Source organism: Clostridium aceticum, assembly GCF_001042715.1.
In the GTDB taxonomy this organism is placed as follows: domain Bacteria; phylum Bacillota; class Clostridia; order Peptostreptococcales; family Natronincolaceae; genus Andreesenella; species Andreesenella acetica.
Map to the genome: position 1 here is coordinate 24,693 of NZ_CP009687.1, position 17,016 is coordinate 41,708.

Annotated in this window: 16 protein-coding genes, 2 tRNA genes, 3 rRNA genes, 1 other RNA gene and 1 other annotated feature; all 22 genes read left to right on the forward strand. The window is 36.9% G+C overall.

Going from position 1 to position 17,016, the window contains the following annotated elements; genetic code table 11:
- Nucleotides 1-351: 351 nt before the first annotated feature.
- Nucleotides 352-569, forward strand: a binding site (T-box leader).
- Nucleotides 570-609: 40 nt separating this feature from the next.
- Nucleotides 610-1,887, forward strand: coding sequence for a serine--tRNA ligase (gene serS / locus CACET_RS00105; protein WP_044826331.1), 1,278 nt, complete (start codon nucleotides 610-612; stop codon nucleotides 1,885-1,887).
- 244 nt (nucleotides 1,888-2,131) lie between these two features.
- Nucleotides 2,132-2,208 (forward strand) — tRNA-Arg (locus CACET_RS00110).
- Nucleotides 2,209-2,492: 284 nt separating this feature from the next.
- The gene (gene tadA / locus CACET_RS00115) at nucleotides 2,493-2,942 is read left to right on the forward strand and encodes a tRNA adenosine(34) deaminase TadA (RefSeq protein WP_207641972.1); all 450 of its coding nucleotides are present in this window, start codon (nucleotides 2,493-2,495) and stop codon (nucleotides 2,940-2,942) included.
- An 11-nt stretch (nucleotides 2,943-2,953) separates the two neighbouring features.
- Nucleotides 2,954-3,042 (forward strand) — tRNA-Ser (locus CACET_RS00120).
- Between the two features lie 20 nt (nucleotides 3,043-3,062).
- Nucleotides 3,063-3,327, forward strand: an RNA gene (gene ffs / locus CACET_RS19705) — signal recognition particle sRNA large type.
- A 208-nt stretch (nucleotides 3,328-3,535) separates the two neighbouring features.
- Complete coding sequence (yedF, locus tag CACET_RS00125; protein WP_044826332.1) at nucleotides 3,536-4,138, forward strand: sulfurtransferase-like selenium metabolism protein YedF; 603 nt, start codon at nucleotides 3,536-3,538, stop codon at nucleotides 4,136-4,138.
- Nucleotides 4,139-4,151: 13 nt separating this feature from the next.
- Nucleotides 4,152-4,415, forward strand: coding sequence for a putative Se/S carrier protein (locus CACET_RS00130; protein ID WP_052661578.1), 264 nt, complete (start codon nucleotides 4,152-4,154; stop codon nucleotides 4,413-4,415).
- A gap of 12 nt (nucleotides 4,416-4,427) precedes the next feature.
- Nucleotides 4,428-5,300: a mechanosensitive ion channel family protein gene (locus CACET_RS00135; RefSeq protein WP_082058316.1), complete on the forward strand. Its 873-nt coding sequence runs from the start codon at nucleotides 4,428-4,430 to the stop codon at nucleotides 5,298-5,300.
- Nucleotides 5,301-5,329: 29 nt separating this feature from the next.
- A complete protein-coding gene (locus CACET_RS00140) occupies nucleotides 5,330-5,521 on the forward strand; it encodes a DUF951 domain-containing protein (protein ID WP_044826333.1) in 192 nt (63 codons plus the stop codon).
- Between the two features lie 438 nt (nucleotides 5,522-5,959).
- Nucleotides 5,960-6,244 (forward strand): 30S ribosomal protein S6, encoded by a 285-nt coding sequence (gene rpsF / locus CACET_RS00145; RefSeq protein ID WP_044826334.1) that lies wholly within the window; start codon nucleotides 5,960-5,962, stop codon nucleotides 6,242-6,244.
- A gap of 22 nt (nucleotides 6,245-6,266) precedes the next feature.
- Nucleotides 6,267-6,692 carry a single-stranded DNA-binding protein gene (locus tag CACET_RS00150; protein ID WP_044826335.1) on the forward strand — a complete coding sequence of 142 codons (426 nt, stop codon included), beginning with the start codon at nucleotides 6,267-6,269 and terminating at the stop codon, nucleotides 6,690-6,692.
- Nucleotides 6,693-6,710: 18 nt separating this feature from the next.
- A complete protein-coding gene (gene rpsR / locus CACET_RS00155) occupies nucleotides 6,711-6,944 on the forward strand; it encodes a 30S ribosomal protein S18 (protein ID WP_044826336.1) in 234 nt (77 codons plus the stop codon).
- Between the two features lie 274 nt (nucleotides 6,945-7,218).
- The gene (locus CACET_RS00160; protein ID WP_044826337.1) at nucleotides 7,219-8,301 is read left to right on the forward strand and encodes a YibE/F family protein; all 1,083 of its coding nucleotides are present in this window, start codon (nucleotides 7,219-7,221) and stop codon (nucleotides 8,299-8,301) included.
- Between the two features lie 282 nt (nucleotides 8,302-8,583).
- Complete coding sequence (locus CACET_RS00165) at nucleotides 8,584-9,000, forward strand: hypothetical protein (protein ID WP_044826338.1); 417 nt, start codon at nucleotides 8,584-8,586, stop codon at nucleotides 8,998-9,000.
- Nucleotides 9,001-9,229: 229 nt separating this feature from the next.
- Nucleotides 9,230-9,829, forward strand: a complete 600-nt coding sequence (locus tag CACET_RS00170) for a 50S ribosomal protein L25 (RefSeq protein WP_044826339.1) — start codon at nucleotides 9,230-9,232, stop codon at nucleotides 9,827-9,829.
- Between the two features lie 113 nt (nucleotides 9,830-9,942).
- Nucleotides 9,943-10,533 (forward strand): 50S ribosomal protein L25, encoded by a 591-nt coding sequence (locus tag CACET_RS00175; RefSeq protein ID WP_044826340.1) that lies wholly within the window; start codon nucleotides 9,943-9,945, stop codon nucleotides 10,531-10,533.
- 160 nt (nucleotides 10,534-10,693) lie between these two features.
- Nucleotides 10,694-10,876 (forward strand): hypothetical protein, encoded by a 183-nt coding sequence (locus CACET_RS00180; RefSeq protein ID WP_044826341.1) that lies wholly within the window; start codon nucleotides 10,694-10,696, stop codon nucleotides 10,874-10,876.
- A 182-nt stretch (nucleotides 10,877-11,058) separates the two neighbouring features.
- A complete protein-coding gene (locus CACET_RS00185) occupies nucleotides 11,059-11,265 on the forward strand; it encodes a hypothetical protein (RefSeq protein WP_044826342.1) in 207 nt (68 codons plus the stop codon).
- A gap of 403 nt (nucleotides 11,266-11,668) precedes the next feature.
- Nucleotides 11,669-13,310, forward strand: a 16S ribosomal RNA gene (locus tag CACET_RS00190).
- A gap of 129 nt (nucleotides 13,311-13,439) precedes the next feature.
- Nucleotides 13,440-16,376: ribosomal RNA gene (locus CACET_RS00195) — 23S ribosomal RNA — on the forward strand.
- 47 nt (nucleotides 16,377-16,423) lie between these two features.
- A 5S ribosomal RNA gene (gene rrf / locus CACET_RS00200) occupies nucleotides 16,424-16,540 on the forward strand.
- Together the 16S, 23S and 5S rRNA genes form the textbook arrangement of a ribosomal RNA operon.
- A 116-nt stretch (nucleotides 16,541-16,656) precedes the next feature.
- Nucleotides 16,657-16,959 (forward strand): metal-sensitive transcriptional regulator, encoded by a 303-nt coding sequence (locus CACET_RS00205; RefSeq protein ID WP_144414689.1) that lies wholly within the window; start codon nucleotides 16,657-16,659, stop codon nucleotides 16,957-16,959.
- Nucleotides 16,960-17,016 lie beyond the last annotated feature (57 nt).

Consider the following 17,016-nt stretch of genomic DNA (forward strand, 5'->3'; position numbering starts at 1 on the left):
CCCCTATAAAGTATAGTATATTCAGAGCTATTAACTTAAACCATAGTTTGTCATCCTGAGCGGAGCAAAGCGTAGTCGAAGGATCTTAGTATTAGCAGAACTCTTCGTTATTCCAAGATCCTTCGCTATGCTCAGGATGACAGTTCGAAAGAAATTTGGTAATAAGTGTACTAAGTTAGTGCCTATGATATTATATCTAAATTATTGACGCTAATGATAAACTTTTATACATAGAAGACCACAATAAAAGGAATAGAATTTTTTAATTTACTAATAATAAGCTAATATAAGATAAAAAATATTGAAAATAAGGAAAATCTATGGTAAACTAATTTCAAAATATGAATAAAAATCAAGGCAAAGAAAAGAAATAGTAAGCAGGTAGCTTTTTTAGAGAGTCGGTGGTAGGTGAGAATCGATAAAGTCAACTGTTGAATCCCTCTTGGAGCCATGTACTGAAATAAAGTAGTAGGTAACATCGGTTTGCAACCGTTAAAAAGCAGTAGAGTGAATTAATGTATATTAATTAACTAGGGTGGCAACACGGAAATAGAGCTTCCGTCCCTTTATCGGGATGGGGCTTTTTTAATTATACGGAGGAGGAAAATTATGTTAGATATTAAAAGAATAAGAACGGATTTAGATAATATAAAGACAGCTATGGGTAGAAGAGGGGAAAAAGATTTTGACTTAGATGAAGTAGTGAAGTTGGATGAAAAGAGAAGAGAAATTTTACAGCAAGTAGAACAAATGAAAAATCGCCAAAAAACTGTTTCTAAGGAAGTACCGAGGCTTAAAAAAGAAGGTAAAGATACTACAGAAATTATGAACGAAATGAAGGAATTATCCAATAGTATCAAAGAAATGGATAACGAAGTAAAGGAAGTAGAGGACAAAATTACTTACTTGCTTTTAAGAATTCCGAATGTACCTCATCCTGATGTGCCTCAAGGGGATACAGATGATGATAATATAGAGGTAAGGCAATGGGGAGAAATTAAAAATTTTGACTTTGAAATCAAAGCTCATTGGGATATTGGAGGAAATTTAGACATATTGGACTTTGAAACAGCTTCTAAGATTACAGGCTCTAGATTTACTTTGTACAAGGGTTTAGGAGCAAGATTAGAAAGAGCATTGATTAACTTTATGTTAGATTTGCATACAGCAGAACACGGTTACACAGAAGTTATGCCTCCTTTTATGGTAAATAGAGATAGCATGACAGGAACTGGACAATTGCCAAAGTTTGAAGAGGATGTTTTTAAGATACCACAAAAAGATTTCTTTTTAATTCCTACAGCAGAAGTTCCAGTTACGAATATTCATAGAGATGAAATTTTAAATGAGGAGGAATTACCAGTATACTATGTAGCCTATACACCTTGTTTTCGTTCTGAGGCAGGGGCTGCTGGTAGAGATACAAGAGGTCTCATCAGACAACATCAGTTTAATAAAGTAGAGTTAGTAAAGTTTACAAAACCTGAAGAGTCCTATGAAGAATTAGAAAAATTAACAAAAAATGCAGAGAAAGTGCTGCAATTATTAGGAATACCTTATAGAGTGGTAAAAATTTGCACAGGAGACTTAGGTTTTACAGCTGCCTTTAAGTACGATATCGAAGTTTGGATGCCTAGTTATGGAAGATATGTAGAGATTTCTTCCTGTAGTAACTTTGAAGACTTTCAAGCAAGAAGAGCAAATGTTCGTTATAGAACAAAAGAGAATAAAAAAGTAGAATTTGTCCATACTTTAAATGGGTCTGGTTTAGCAGTTGGAAGAACCTTAGCAGCAATTTTAGAAAATTTCCAGCAGCAAGATGGAAGTGTAATTATACCAGAAGCGTTAAGAGGTTATATGGGAAACATCAATAAGATATCAAAATAATGGAGAGAAAGTTTTTCTTTCGCTTCCATTGATTTTTTTAAAATTATATGCTAAACTATGTTTTGTGTAAGAACTATACTCTTACATCTGTGACTTAATAAAGCAAGTTTATTGCTTAAAGCAGTCATACTAAAAGAGTATAAAGATTTATAATAGCTTTTAAAATAGTTTTCAACAATATTTCTTGATCAAATGCTGGTCAATTGGCCGGCATTCGATCAAAATTATATATTAAATAATACATGTTTCCGTAGCTCAGTAGGATAGAGCAACTGCCTCCTAAGCAGTAGGCCGCTGGTTCGATTCCAGTCGGGAACACCATTTAAATAAAAACAAAGTCTGGTAAATATCATTTGTAAGACTTTGTTTTTATTTTGTTGCTATAGAGTAAAAGGACTAGTAGGTCTACAGCCACATGCCTATATAGAAGAAGACATTGAATATAGTGGTTATAGAAGGAAGTAATAATAAAAGGCAAAAATGGAATACTTTAATAGTAGGGAAAATCAGATGAAGTGTAGACAAACTTTATAGAATAAGCTATAATAGTACAGTGAGTTTGCAAGACTAATTCACTTGTATTAAAGAGGTGGAGGCAAAAGCAAGTGGATGAGTATTATATGAGACTAGCTCTTGAAGAAGCTAAGAAAGCCTACGACAAAGGGGAAGTACCTATTGGTGCTGTTGTTGTAAGAAAAGGTGAAGTGATTGCCACAGGCTACAATTTGAGAGAAACGCTAAAAGAATCTATTGCCCATGCAGAAATAATTGCCATCAAAGAGGCTTGTAAAAAAGCTGGAGGGTGGAGGTTGACAGAGAGTACGATTTATGTTACAATAGAACCCTGTCCCATGTGTGCAGGTGCTATATTGCAAAGCAGAATTGACAGAGTTGTCATTGGAGCGATGGACCCTAAAGCAGGAGCTTGCGGATCTATAGTAAATCTTTTAGATAATAAAGCTTTTAATCACCAATCAGAAGTAGTAATAGGAGTACTAAAAGAAGAATGTTCTAGTATAATGAAGACATTTTTTAAAACCTTAAGAAAAAAATAAATAAAATAAATGGAGAGGTGTCCGAGTTGGCTAAGGGGCACGCCTGGAAAGCGTGTAAGGCCGAAAGGCCCCGCGGGTTCGAGTCCCGCTCTCTCCGCCATTAAAAAGTTTATAAGTTTGCTGTGCTAGACGGGAAGGTAGCGGTGTCCTGTAACCTGCAATCCGCTATAGCAGGGTTGAAGTCCTCTTAGAGGTATATTGGTTGTAGGGCTGGCTTAGGTAAGTGATGATGATAGTTGGGTCCTACGCAACGGAAAGTCATGAACCCCGCCAGGTCCGGAAGGAAGCAACGGTAAGTGATCCCTTTCGTGTGCCGTGGGGTAGCCTAACTTGAGTTAACTGCTTGAGTAACGCCTATGACGGTATGTCGAAGAGAGGTGCACAGCTTAAAATTTAAATATAAAACATGAGACTAAATCTCATGTTTTTTTATAATATTTTTTAATAATTTCTTGGCTACTAATAGAAAAATTAAATAATAGGTTGGGTACAATAGATTGAAGACAAATATTTCAACTGATATACTTAAATAGATACTAATTAGGTATTGAAGGTTATGTCTGTTCTAATAAAATATATTTGGAGGAATGAAAATGTTTAAAGAAGTAGATGCAAGGGGTATGAACTGTCCGCTGCCAGTCATTAATACAAAAAAGGCTTTAGAGTCCATTGATACCGGTAAGATTACTACTATTGTTGATAATGAAGTAGCAAAGGAAAATATATCAAAATTAGCAAAAAGCTTAGATTTAAAGGTAGACATTCAAGAAAATCAAGGTACTTATTATATAGATATTTTTAAGGATCATCATCTTCATCAAACTACTTCTATGGACATACAATGCGATATAAATGCTAAAAAAGACTTAGTAATACTAATTTCTAAGGATCGTTTAGGAGAAGGCTGTGAAGAGTTAGGAAAGTTGTTAATGAAAGGCTATATTTATACACTAACAGAGGTAACCCCGCTGCCTAAGGCCATTTTATTTCTAAATAGTGGTGTTAACCTAGTAGTAGAAGGTTCTGAAGTAATAGAACACCTAAGAAAGCTAGAGGCTAACGGTGTAGAAATACTATCCTGTGGTACCTGCTTAGACTACTTTAAAATAAAAAACAAATTAGTAGTTGGTGGGATTAGCAATATGTATACAATTGTTGAGAAACTTAATGGTGCTAAAAATACACTGAAACTGTAGCAGGGAGGACAAAATGAAGATTCAGGAAATGTATGTAATTGTATTTGAATCAACCCATTACGCCATAGCAGCAGAAAAACTTTTAAAACAAAAAAACTATCAGTTTGATACAATACCTACCCCTAGGGAGATTACCGCTAACTGTGGTTTATCTATTATGTTTAATGAAAATCTAGGTCATATAAAAAAAGACATAGAAGAAAGCAATATTAAAATAAAAGGTATTTATGAAATTAAAAAGACAGCTAAGGAAAAAAAAGTAACGGAAATTAACTAAGGAGAGTTAAAAATGTTTTTACTTGTTCATCGTATTGAAACCTCTTTAAGAGAAACCTTTGAGTTCTTAAGAAACCCAGAACAGCTTACAAAATTTTTAGGACTTTTTTTAAATATTATATTTACTTTAATAATAGCTAAAATAAGTATAAAAATAATACATTCTATTGTAAATAAGTTTTTTCAATCTCAAAAAAATCTAAAGCTTAAAGTTGATGCTGCTCGTATGGAAACGCTGAAGGGTTTAATAAAGAGTATGGTGAAGTATATCATTTATTTTATAGCTTTTACCTCTATCATAAAATCCTTTGGCGTAGAGGTTGGAGCATTAATTGCTACTGCCGGGATTGGAGGCTTAGCTTTTGGTTTTGGTGCTCAGAATTTAGTTCGTGATATAATCACAGGCTTCTTTATTTTATTTGAAGATCAGTTTTCTGTAGGAGATTATGTAGATGTAGATGGTATTGGAGGAATTATAGAGGAGATGGCCCTAAGGGTTACAAAAATACGAGATTTTAATGGAGATTTACACATCGTCCCCAATGGAGAGATTAAAAAAGTAACAAATAAAAGCACTGGAAAAATGAGGGCATGGGTAAATATGTCTATTGCTTATGAAGAAGATATAGATCATGCTATAAAAATATTAAATGAAGCTAGCGAAACTTTAAAAAATGAAAACTCTAACATCATAGAAGGACCTACAGTATTGGGAGTAACAGATTTAGGTGATTCAGAGGTAGTTATATCAGTGATTGCTAAAACTGTGCCTATGGAACAGTGGGCTACAGAGAGATTGATGCGAAAAACTTTTAAGCAAGCTTTTGATAAGCATGGTATAGAGATTCCTTATCCTAGAAGGGTTGTTATAAATAAAACACCATAAAGATAAAGAGAAAGGTAGGTGTTGAGGATATGCCTATGGATTTAAAAGTAGGAGATCTAGTTGAACTAAAAAAACAACATCCCTGTGGCAGTAACAATTTTGAAATTGTAAGAACAGGAGCAGACTTTAGAATTAAGTGTACGGGTTGTGAGAGACAGCTATGGATACCTAGATCAAATCTGGAGAGAAGAATTAAGAAAATTATAAGTAAAGTAGATTAAAATAAACACAAAAAAGTCGCGAGTGGTTTTGTAAACCACTCGCTTCTATTGTAAGGGGGAGATTGGGATGAATAAAATGTTGTATTGTGGGGGCTATCTACTAATAGGATTGCCACCAAAGTAAAAAGATATACAATAAATTAGAAAAAATATAAAAAATATTTATATTGCCTAGTTTACAAATCATAGGAGTTAATTTAATACAATTATTACCAAAATCCTCTTGAACTGTCATCCTTCGACTCTGCTTTGCTCCACTCGGGATGACAAATTATGATTTAAGTTAACGCCAATGGATTTACGAATAGAATTCTCTATAATACAAAAAAATATTTGCAAATAATATAGCAAAGTGATATAATAGCATAATGTGATGAGAAAAGTCATTTCTCTGCCCTGTAAAAACAGGGCCGCTAAAGTCCAGAGGGAGGTGAAATTATGAATAAATATGAGTTACTTTGTATTTTTGCACCAAATACAGAGGAAGAAAAAAGAACTCAGCTATTAGACAAGTTCAAAGGAATTGTTGAAACTGATGGTGAAGTTGAAAATATTGATGAGTGGGGATTAAGAAAATTAGCCTATGAAATCGATAAAGTAAAAGAAGGATACTATGTTTTAGTAAACTTTGCTACGAATCCTGATGTTCCAAAGGAACTTGATAGAAATCTAAAAATCGCTGATGAAGTAATTCGTCATATGATTATTAGAATAGAAGAATAATAACAAAACTGGTGGTGTAAATATGAATAGTGTTGTTTTAATTGGACGCCTTGCAAGAGACCCAGAATTACGTTTTACTGCAAGCGGAAAAGCTGTAGCCACCTTTAGTATTGCAGTGAATAGACCTTTTTCAAAAACAAACGAAGCAGATTTTTTTAACATAGTAGTATGGGGAAAAACTGCGGAAAACTGTGCAAATTACTTAGCTAAAGGAAGATTAGTAGGGATTGAAGGTAGACTCCAATCTAGATCTTATGAAAACCAAGCTGGTGAGAAAAAGTATGTTACAGAAGTTGTAGCAAACCAAGTAGAGTTTTTGGAATGGGGAAATAAAGAAAACAAGACGAATAATAACAGTTCATCTGATAGAACAGATGAGTTTGGAAGTGTAGATATAGATTTAGATGATTTTCAAGCTATTGATGAAGAAGATGGCGTTCCATTCTAAAAAGAAGGAGGGAGTAGAATGGTTAATAACAGAAGAAAGCGTAAAAGTAAGAAAAAGATTTGTGCTTTTTGTGCAGATAAAAATAATCGTATAGAGTACAAAGAGATACAAAAACTTAAAAAATACATTACTGAAAGAGGCAAAATATTGCCTAGAAGAATCTCTGGAAACTGTGCAATTCATCAAAGAGATTTAACAATAGCTATTAAAAGAGCTAGACATATGGCATTACTACCATATACAGTGGAGTAAATATAAAAGAAGTAGCAAAAGCTACTTCTTTTTTTATACTTATGAATACTTTGTATACGACATACGACCTGCATTTTATTAAGCTTTATAGCCAATTATCTATGTATAAGTTACAATAAAATTTTTACGACTTAGTGTGATATAGCGTATGCAACATATTTACTACAATTTATATAAAAAGATTTTTTTATAATATATCTTTATATTGATTAATATATATAACTTATAAATATTTTTTGAAACAACCTAAAAACCTACATTAGGGGGACAAGAAATGGTGATTAAAAAAAATAGGTTCTTTATATTAATTGTCTTTATATTTATTAATTTTTCTTTTTTTTCCTTTGCCAACGAAGAGTTTCATAAGGAAGACTATGAAAAAGTAAGAGCAATTGTTGTACGGGAAGATGTTATACAAGACCATCAACTTCAAGTACAAATAGTGGAGGCTAGATTATTAGAGGGACCACTTAAAGGTTATTTAGTGCAATTCAAACATCCACTAGTAGAAGGTTCTAAATATAATATACCTTTACATAAAGATATGAAGATTTTTTTAACAGTACATACTAGAAATAATGAGTTAGTGGCAGTAGGGTTTATCGATGTTGTGAGAGATTATCACTTAAAAGTAGTGTTTTTTTTATTTGTTGCACTATTAATTTTATTTGGAGGGTTTAAAGGAGTAAGATCCTTCATTGCACTATTAATTACAGCTTTTTGTATTATTTATATTTTTATTCCATTGATACTAAAGGGACACAACTTTATTTTATCTAGTATTATTGTAAGTTTTATTATTGTTATTACTAGTTTTATTCTTATTAGCGGATTTACCCGTAAAAGTTTAAGTGCTATTATGGGAACGATAGGGGGAACAATCACATCGGCTATTTTAGCAATATACTTTGGGAATAAAATATATCTTACAGGAATATCAGATGAAATGTTAGAGATGCTTGTTGCCTACTCTTCTTATTCAATTGATTATAGGGGTCTATTATATAGTGGAATAATTATTGGTGCACTGGGGGCAGTGATGGACGTTAGTATGACAATTACTTCTATTATTTATGAAATAAAAAGCAAAACCCCTAAAATAAGAATGAGAACTTTATTTTTTTCAGGGTTGTCGGTAGGAAGAGACATTATGGCTACTATGACAAATACATTAATTCTTGCTTATGTAGGAACATCGCTACCTCTTTTATTGATTTTCATTTTTAGTGATATGAATTTTACTGATATTATTAATTCTCAGTATATCGCTTCAGAAATCATAAGGTCTCTATGCGGAAGTATTGGTCTAATTATGACAATCCCTATTACCTCTGTTGTAGCAGCGATTAATAGTTAAGTCATAGTCATTAACTTAACACAATTATTACTAAAATTCTCTCGAACTGTCATCCTGAGGGTAGCGAAGGATCTTGGAATAACGAAGAACTTTTCTAATACTAAGATCCTTCGACTTCGCTTTGCTCCGCTCAGGATGACAAATTATGGTTTAAGTTAACGCTAATGATAGTTAAGTTAAATGATAAAAAGTCAGCAGGAAGTAGTAACTGCGAAGTAGAATATAAAAAAAATAGGTTGGAACAATATAGTAAATATCTTGATTAACAAAGGAGAGGAATATATGAGTTATGTAGTTGCTGGAGATAAAATTGTAAACAGTGAAGATATTTTAAAGGAAATTATCAAGGAATTTGAGTTTAAGGAAGTAAAAGATTTAAGTAAAGGTTCTAAAAGAGAGGACACTTTAATATATAAAATTATACAAGAAGAAGAGGGCTTAAAAGAACAACTAAACTTAGAAGAAATGGCAGAAGACCTAAGTCCAGAAGAAATTGTAGAAGAATTAATGGCATTGGCAGATGAAAATATAGTTTTTATTGAAGATGTCATTCCTGAGGGATTTATTTGCTACGGATACTCTTATCATTACGATGAAGGATTAAAAGAGGTAGAGTCTATTTTTGTAGCTATAGATGAAAATGTTGGAGAAAAAAAGCTGAAGGAAGTAGTAAATAGAATACTAAACTCTGTAGGTTAGAAAGTAAGTTAAAAAAATAAAATTCCCTAAAGACTACTTTAAGGGAATTTTATCTTAAGAAAGGCTTTAAATGAAAACTTAAGGTAAAGCTTTAAAGGCTTTTTTTCTAAAAAGAAAAAAGAAGAAATATTAAAAATATCGCTAAAATGTTTGAAATATTCTAAAATTTCTGTTTTAATAGTAATAAGGTAAGTTTAAATGTTATTATTTTGAAAGGGGAGAATAGAAGATGAGTACACCAATGTTAAAGGTAAGTGCAAGAGAAGCTACTGGAAAAAATAAAGTGTCAAAGGATAGAAAAAAGGGCACCATTCCTGGAGTAGTATATTGTAAAGGTCAAGGAACAAAGCTAATTTATCTTAACGCAAAGGAAATGGAAAAGCTCCTATCTCATTATGGTATAGGTACAAAAATCACACTAGATTTTGATGGAGAAAAAACCTATGCTATCATAAAAGAAATTCAAAAAAATACAATAAAAAGCAACTTACTTCATGCAGATTTACAGACTTTAGATGAAAATGAGAAAATTAAATTGTCTATGCCTATTTATATTTTGAATAAAGAAAAAGTAGAGTCTTCTTCTGAAATCTTGCAAAGTCAATTGAGCGAAGTAGAAATTCAAACCTACCCTAAATACATTCCAGATAAGATAGAATTAGATGCAACAAAAATAAGAGAAAAGGACAGTTTAACGGTAGCAGATCTAAACATAGCAACAAATGAAAATATAGAAATATTGAATGATATGAGTAGTGTAATAGCAACAATTGTTTATGCTTCTAAGGTACAAGAAACCGAGGAGGAAACAGGAGAAAGTTTTCTTTAAATAAGTTATTTATGCAAAGAAGTGATTCGACGGTGGTTGAATCACTTCTTTGCATAAATATAGATATGGTTGGAGATAATGGAAAATAACAGAACAAAGAGGAGGTTTTAACTTTGATAAGTTCTATTCAAAGTAACATTAGAAATAATATAGGTACAAACTCTAACCATCGCTTAAGAGAATCCGGCTATATACCAGCAGTAATTTACGGTAAAAACATGAATACTTTGCCTATAGAAGTAAATCAGAAAGAATTAGAGGCTTTTGTAAGACATGGAGGAGAAAATTCTTTTATAGAAATAAATATAGGTGGTCAAGCTTATACAGGATACATTAAAGATATTCAAAGAGATCCTCTAACAAGAAAAATTATGCACTTAGACTTTCAACAAGTAAATCCAGATGAAAGAATTCATATCTCGATACCTATTGTTTTAAAAGGTAAAAAGCTAGTAGAAAAAAGTGGCGTTGTAGTGCAACAACAGCTAAAAGAAATAGAGATCGAGTGTTCTGCAGGAAATATTCCTAAAAAAGTAGAGTTTGATATTTCTTACTTTAAACCAGGAGATTTATTAAAGATAGCTGATATGGAGTTTGGAGAAGAAATAAGTGTAGTAGATGAACTAGAGTCAGTAATAGCCTCAATAGCAACAGTTGAAAAGGTCATAGATGATGAAGGGGAAGTTCTCTTAGAAGAGAAGTAAACTTCAAGATAAAAAATTCTTAAAAATACATACAGAAAAGAAGGAGTTTGAAAAATTAAATAGAAAATAATAGTATTAGAAAAAGGAATATATTAGCATAAAAAATACTATTAAAAAATAAAAAGCTTTAATCAAAATATCATTAGGAGAAGTGGTTATTTTGGATAAAAACACAATCATTGATATCAATGAATATATAAAAAGAAAAAGGATAGACAAGATAAGAAATAAAAACTCCTATACAAAAAGAGAAAAGTATGTATTGGAAGAAGAAGAAAGAAGAAAGACCTTTAATTTGTTTATGAAGGTTTTGGCAACTATGGAGAAAGAGTCTTATAAGTAAAAAATAAAATTCTTCTTAAATAATAAAGTAAGTATTTAAGAAGAATTTTATTTTTTAGAAAATCTAAAGATTCTTATAATAAAAATTTAATAAGCAATGAATATAAGTGAATAAAGTTAAAGAAATTGGTGATTCTATTTATAAGTTTATTATAATAATAAAAAGAGAAGGGACTTGATTTTATGTACGGAGATTTTGATTCTCCTATTATTAAAAACTTTAAAGACCTATATGATGAAGGATATAGGTGTATATTATATGAGGTAGACAAAAAAGATAATCTTTTTACAGTTCATTTAAAAAACTTTCAAAATGAAGAAGCTAAAGTGTTTAAGTGTAATCCTGATGAGGGAGCTGTGTTGCAGAATTACATAGATAGACTCTCTTAAAAAAACAATAACATAGTATCAAAACAAATAATGTTGATATAATGCAAGGGTTTTGCTATTGTAGTACAAGTCGTCTCTAAAAAAATTGAAAGTAAAGGCAGCAAACAGGTTGAAATTAATGAAAATAATTCTTGGTAAAATATTTTAAAAAACTATTGACAGTCAACAATAAATTTGATATAGTAGTAAAAGTCGCCGCTACCGAAGGGGCGACGGGATAGAAGAAAGTTCGACACAGAAGAAAAAGAAATTAAAAAAAGTGTTGACATAATATAGCGAAGTATGATATAGTAGTTAAGTCGCCGAATGAGGGTGGCAGAAAAAAAGGTCTTTGAAAATTAAACAGTATAGATATTAAGCCAGCAAAATACATCTATCAATTAATGATAGAACCCAGATATTTTTTATTAAGAGTTTGATCCTGGCTCAGGATGAACGCTGGCGGCGTGCCTAACACATGCAAGTCGAGCGAGGCAAATATCTAACATTGAGTACTTGAGAGATTAAGGGAGAAAGAGAGGCAGCGTTAAGCAGGCCTGTAGACCCTTTGTGAGCAAAGGCTAGCTTTACGCCATAAAGTGCCAACACATGATGAGAATCGAGTATTGAATGTTAGATATTTGCCTAGCGGCGGACGGGTGAGTAACGCGTGGGTAACCTACCTTGTACAGGGGGATAACAGTCGGAAACGATTGCTAATACCGCATAAAGCTATTCTAAGGCATCTTATGAATAGCCAAAGATTTATTGGTACAAGATGGGCCCGCGTCTGATTAGCTAGTTGGTGGGGTAAAGGCCTACCAAGGCGACGATCAGTAGCCGACCTGAGAGGGTGACCGGCCACACTGGAACTGAGACACGGTCCAGACTCCTACGGGAGGCAGCAGTGGGGGATATTGCACAATGGGGGAAACCCTGATGCAGCGACGCCGCGTGAGCGATGAAGGCCTTCGGGTCGTAAAGCTCTGTTTCGAGGGAAGATAATGACGGTACCTCGGGAGGAAGCCCCGGCTAACTACGTGCCAGCAGCCGCGGTAATACGTAGGGGGCAAGCGTTATCCGGAATCACTGGGCGTAAAGGGTGCGTAGGCGGCCAATAAAGTCTAGGGTGAAAGGCTACGGCTCAACCGTAGTAAGCCTTAGAAACTTATTGGCTTGAGTGCAGGAGAGGAGAGTGGAATTCCTAGTGTAGCGGTGAAATGCGTAGATATTAGGAGGAACACCAGTGGCGAAGGCGACTCTCTGGACTGTAACTGACGCTGAGGCACGAAAGCGTGGGGAGCGAACAGGATTAGATACCCTGGTAGTCCACGCCGTAAACGATGAGTGCTAGGTGTTGGGGGTCAAACCTCAGTGCCGCAGCTAACGCATTAAGCACTCCGCCTGGGGAGTACGCACGCAAGTGTGAAACTCAAAGGAATTGACGGGGACCCGCACAAGCAGCGGAGCATGTGGTTTAATTCGAAGCAACGCGAAGAACCTTACCTGGACTTGACATCCTTTTGACCGCTTTTTAACAGAAGTTTTCCCTTCGGGGACAGAAGTGACAGGTGGTGCATGGTTGTCGTCAGCTCGTGTCGTGAGATGTTGGGTTAAGTCCCGCAACGAGCGCAACCCTTGTCTTTAGTTGCCAGCATTTCGGATGGGCACTCTAGAGAGACTGCCGGGGATAACTCGGAGGAAGGTGGGGATGACGTCAAATCATCATGCCCCTTATGTTCAGGGCTACACACGTGCTACAATGGCCGATACAAAGGGCAGCGAAGGAGTAATCTGGAGCGAATCTCATAAAGTCGGTCTCAGTTCGGATTGTGGGCTGAAACTCGCCCACATGAAGTCGGAGTTGCTAGTAATCGCGAATCAGAATGTCGCGGTGAATGCGTTCCCGGGTCTTGTACACACCGCCCGTCACACCACGGGAGTCGGAAGCGCCCGAAGCCAGCTGCTCAACCGTAAGGGGAGAGCTGTCGAAGGTGAAGCCGATGACTGGGGTGAAGTCGTAACAAGGTAGCCGTATCGGAAGGTGCGGCTGGATCACCTCCTTTCTAAGGAGAAATGGCAATACTATACTGTTTAATTTTGAGAGACCTCTTTTAATAAGGTCTTTTCAAATTGTTCTTTGAAAACTAAACAATGATATGAGAAAAGAAACAAAGCTAAAGCAATTCATCAAAGGTCAAGTTATTAAGGGCAAAGGGTGGATGCCTTGGCACTAGGAGCCGAAGAAGGACGTGGTAAGCTGCGAAAAGCTACGGGAAGCTGCAAGCAAGCATTGATCCGTAGATGTCCGAATGGGGAAACCCACTTGGGGTAATGTCCAAGTATCTATTACTGAATTCATAGGTAATAGAAGGTAGACCGGGGGAACTGAAACATCTAAGTACCCCGAGGAAGAGAAAGAAAAATCGATTCCCTCAGTAGCGGCGAGCGAAAGGGGAAGAGCCCAAACCAAGAACTTAAGTTTTTGGGGTTGTGGACATTTTCATTAAGAAGATTGGTAAGTGTAGTTGAAAAGAGTTGGAAAACTCCACCGTAGAGGGTAAAAGTCCCGTAAGCGAAACACTGAAAATCTTTGAGAATGATCCAGAGTACCACGGGACACGTGAAACCCTGTGGGAAGCAGGGGGGACCACCCCCCAAGGCTAAATACTACCTAGTGACCGATAGCGCATAGTACCGTGAGGGAAAGGTGAAAAGAACCCCGGAAGGGGAGTGAAAAAGAACCTGAAACCTTTTGCCTACAAGCTGTGGAAGCGCTTTTAATGCGTGACCGCGTACTTTTTGTAGAACGGGCCAACGAGTTATGGTATGTAGCAAGGTTAAGTACTTCAGGTACGGAGCCGAAGGGAAACCGAGTCTTAATAGGGCGATTAGTTACATGCTATAGACCCGAAACCGTGCGATCTACCCATGGGCAGGATGAAGCGGAAGTAAAATTTCGTGGAGGTCCGAACCAGTTGACGTTGAAAAGTCATTGGATGACCTGTGGGTAGCGGAGAAATTCCAATCGAGCTCGGAGATAGCTGGTTCTCGCCGAAATAGCTTTAGGGCTAGCCTTGAAATGAGAGTGACGGAGGTAGAGCACTGAATGGTCTAGGGGCCTTCACCGGTTACCAAAACCTATCAAACTCCGAATGCCGTTAACTTATTTTCAGGAGTCAGACTACGAGTGATAAGATCCGTGGTCAAGAGGGAAAGAACCCAGATCATCAGCTAAGGTCCCAAAGTATACGTTAAGTGGGAAAGGATGTGGAGTTGCACAGACAACCAGGATGTTGGCTTAGAAGCAGCCACTCATTTAAAGAGTGCGTAATAGCTCACTGGTCGAGTGATTCTGCGCCGAAAATGTCCGGGGCTCAAACGTATCACCGAAGCTATGGGAATAGAAATATTCGGTAGGCGAGCATTCTATGTGGGTTGAAGCTATACCGTAAGGAGTAGTGGACTGCATAGAAGAGAGAATGTTGGCATGAGTAACGAGAGGTAGGTGAGAATCCTACCCGTCGAAAACCTAAGGTTTCCTGAGGAAGGTTCGTCCGCTCAGGGTTAGTCGGGACCTAAGCCGAGGCAGAAATGCGTAGGCGATGGACAACAGGTTGAGATTCCTGTACCACCTAGAATCGTTTGAGAGATGGGGTGACACAGAAGGATAGGTTGAGCCCACCGTTGGTTGAGTGGGTCTAAGCCAGTAGGGAGCTAAGACAGGCAAATCCGTTTTAGCATAATCCTGAGAGGTGATGGGGAGCGAAAAACAAGTAGCGAAGCAACTGATTCCACACTGTCGAGAAAAGCCTCTATTGAGAAACTAGGTGCCCGTACCGCAAACCGACACAGGTAGGTGAGGAGAGAATCCTAAGACGAGCGGGAGAACCATTGTTAAGGAACTCGGCAAAATGACCCCGTAACTTCGGGAGAAGGGGTGCCGAAGGGTGTGAAGGACTTGCTCCGTAAGCACACTTCGGTCGCAGAGAACAGGCCCAAGCGACTGTTTAGCAAAAACATAGGTCTCTGCAAAGTCGAAAGACGACGTATAGGGGCTGACGCCTGCCCGGTGCTGGAAGGTTAAGGGGAAGTGTTAGGGTAACCGAAGCACAGAACTTAAGCCCCAGTAAACGGCGGCCGTAACTATAACGGTCCTAAGGTAGCGAAATTCCTTGTCGGGTAAGTTCCGACCCGCACGAAAGGCGTAACGATTTGGGCGCTGTCTCAACAATGGACCCGGTGAAATTGTAATACCAGTGAAGATGCTGGTTACCTGCGACAGGACGGAAAGACCCCGTGGAGCTTTACTGCAGCTTGACATTGGATTTTGGTACTAGATGTACAGGATAGGTGGGAGACTGAGAACCTAGGACGCCAGTCTTGGAGGAGTCGATGTTGGGATACCACTCTTGTAGTACTGAAGTTCTAACCATGAACCATGACCTGGTTTTGGGACACTGTCAGGCGGGCAGTTTGACTGGGGCGGTCGCCTCCTAAAAAGTAACGGAGGCGCTCAAAGGTTCCCTCAGCACGGTCGGAAATCGTGCAAAGAGTGCAAAGGCATAAGGGAGCTTGATTGCGAGACCAACAAGTCGAGCAAGGACGAAAGTCGGACTTAGTGATCCGGTGGTACCGAGTGGAAGGGCCATCGCTCAACGGATAAAAGCTACCCCGGGGATAACAGGCTTATCTCCCCCAAGAGTCCACATCGACGGGGAGGTTTGGCACCTCGATGTCGGCTCATCACATCCTGGGGCTGAAGTAGGTCCCAAGGGTTGGGCTGTTCGCCCATTAAAGTGGTACGCGAGCTGGGTTCAGAACGTCGTGAGACAGTTCGGTCCCTATCCGTCGCAGGCGTAGGAAATTTGAGAGGAGCTGTCCTTAGTACGAGAGGACCGGGATGGACGTACCGCTGGTGTACCAGTTGTCTTGCCAAAGGCACCGCTGGGTAGCTATGTACGGAAGGGATAAGTGCTGAAGGCATCTAAGCACGAAGCCCCCCTCAAGATAAGATTTCCCATCACGCAAGTGAGTAAGACCCCAGAAAGACTATCTGGTAGATAGGTCGGAGGTGTAAGTGCAGTAATGTATTAAGCTGACCGATACTAATAGGTCGAGGACTTGACCAAAAATAACTCATACATTGTTTAGTTTTGAGGGAACAACCTCAAAAGAATATCGTGACAATAGCGAAGGGGTCACACCTGTTCCCATACCGAACACAGCAGTTAAGCCCTTCAGCGCTGATGGTACTTGGCGGGAAGCTGCCTGGGAGAGTAGGTCGTTGCGATATAGAAAACTTCTACAAAAAACGTAGAAGTTTTTTTAGTTTTGGGTTATAGGTATTTATTTTTTACCTTTACATACACTAGAGGGGTATGGTATATTAATTATAGGGAGGTGTATATAATGGAACAGAATAATAATCATGAAAAAAAACCTACAGAACAATCGTTAAAAATTCAAAAATCTTTATTAGATCGACTAAATAGAGTTGAAGGACAAATCAGAGGAATAAAAAAAATGATAGAAAAAGGCACCTACTGTGATGATGTAATCAATCAAATAGAAGCCTCTCGCTCCGCTTTAAGTGCTATTGAGCTAATTTTATTAGAAGGTCATTTTAAACATTGTGTTGTAGAACAGCTAAAAAATGGGGAAGATGAAGTAGTGGAGGAGATATTAAAAACCATAAAAAAACTTATTCATTAGTTTTATAAAAATAGAAAGGGTTAGTAACCTTCTTGCAGATTTTTAAAGAACTTTATA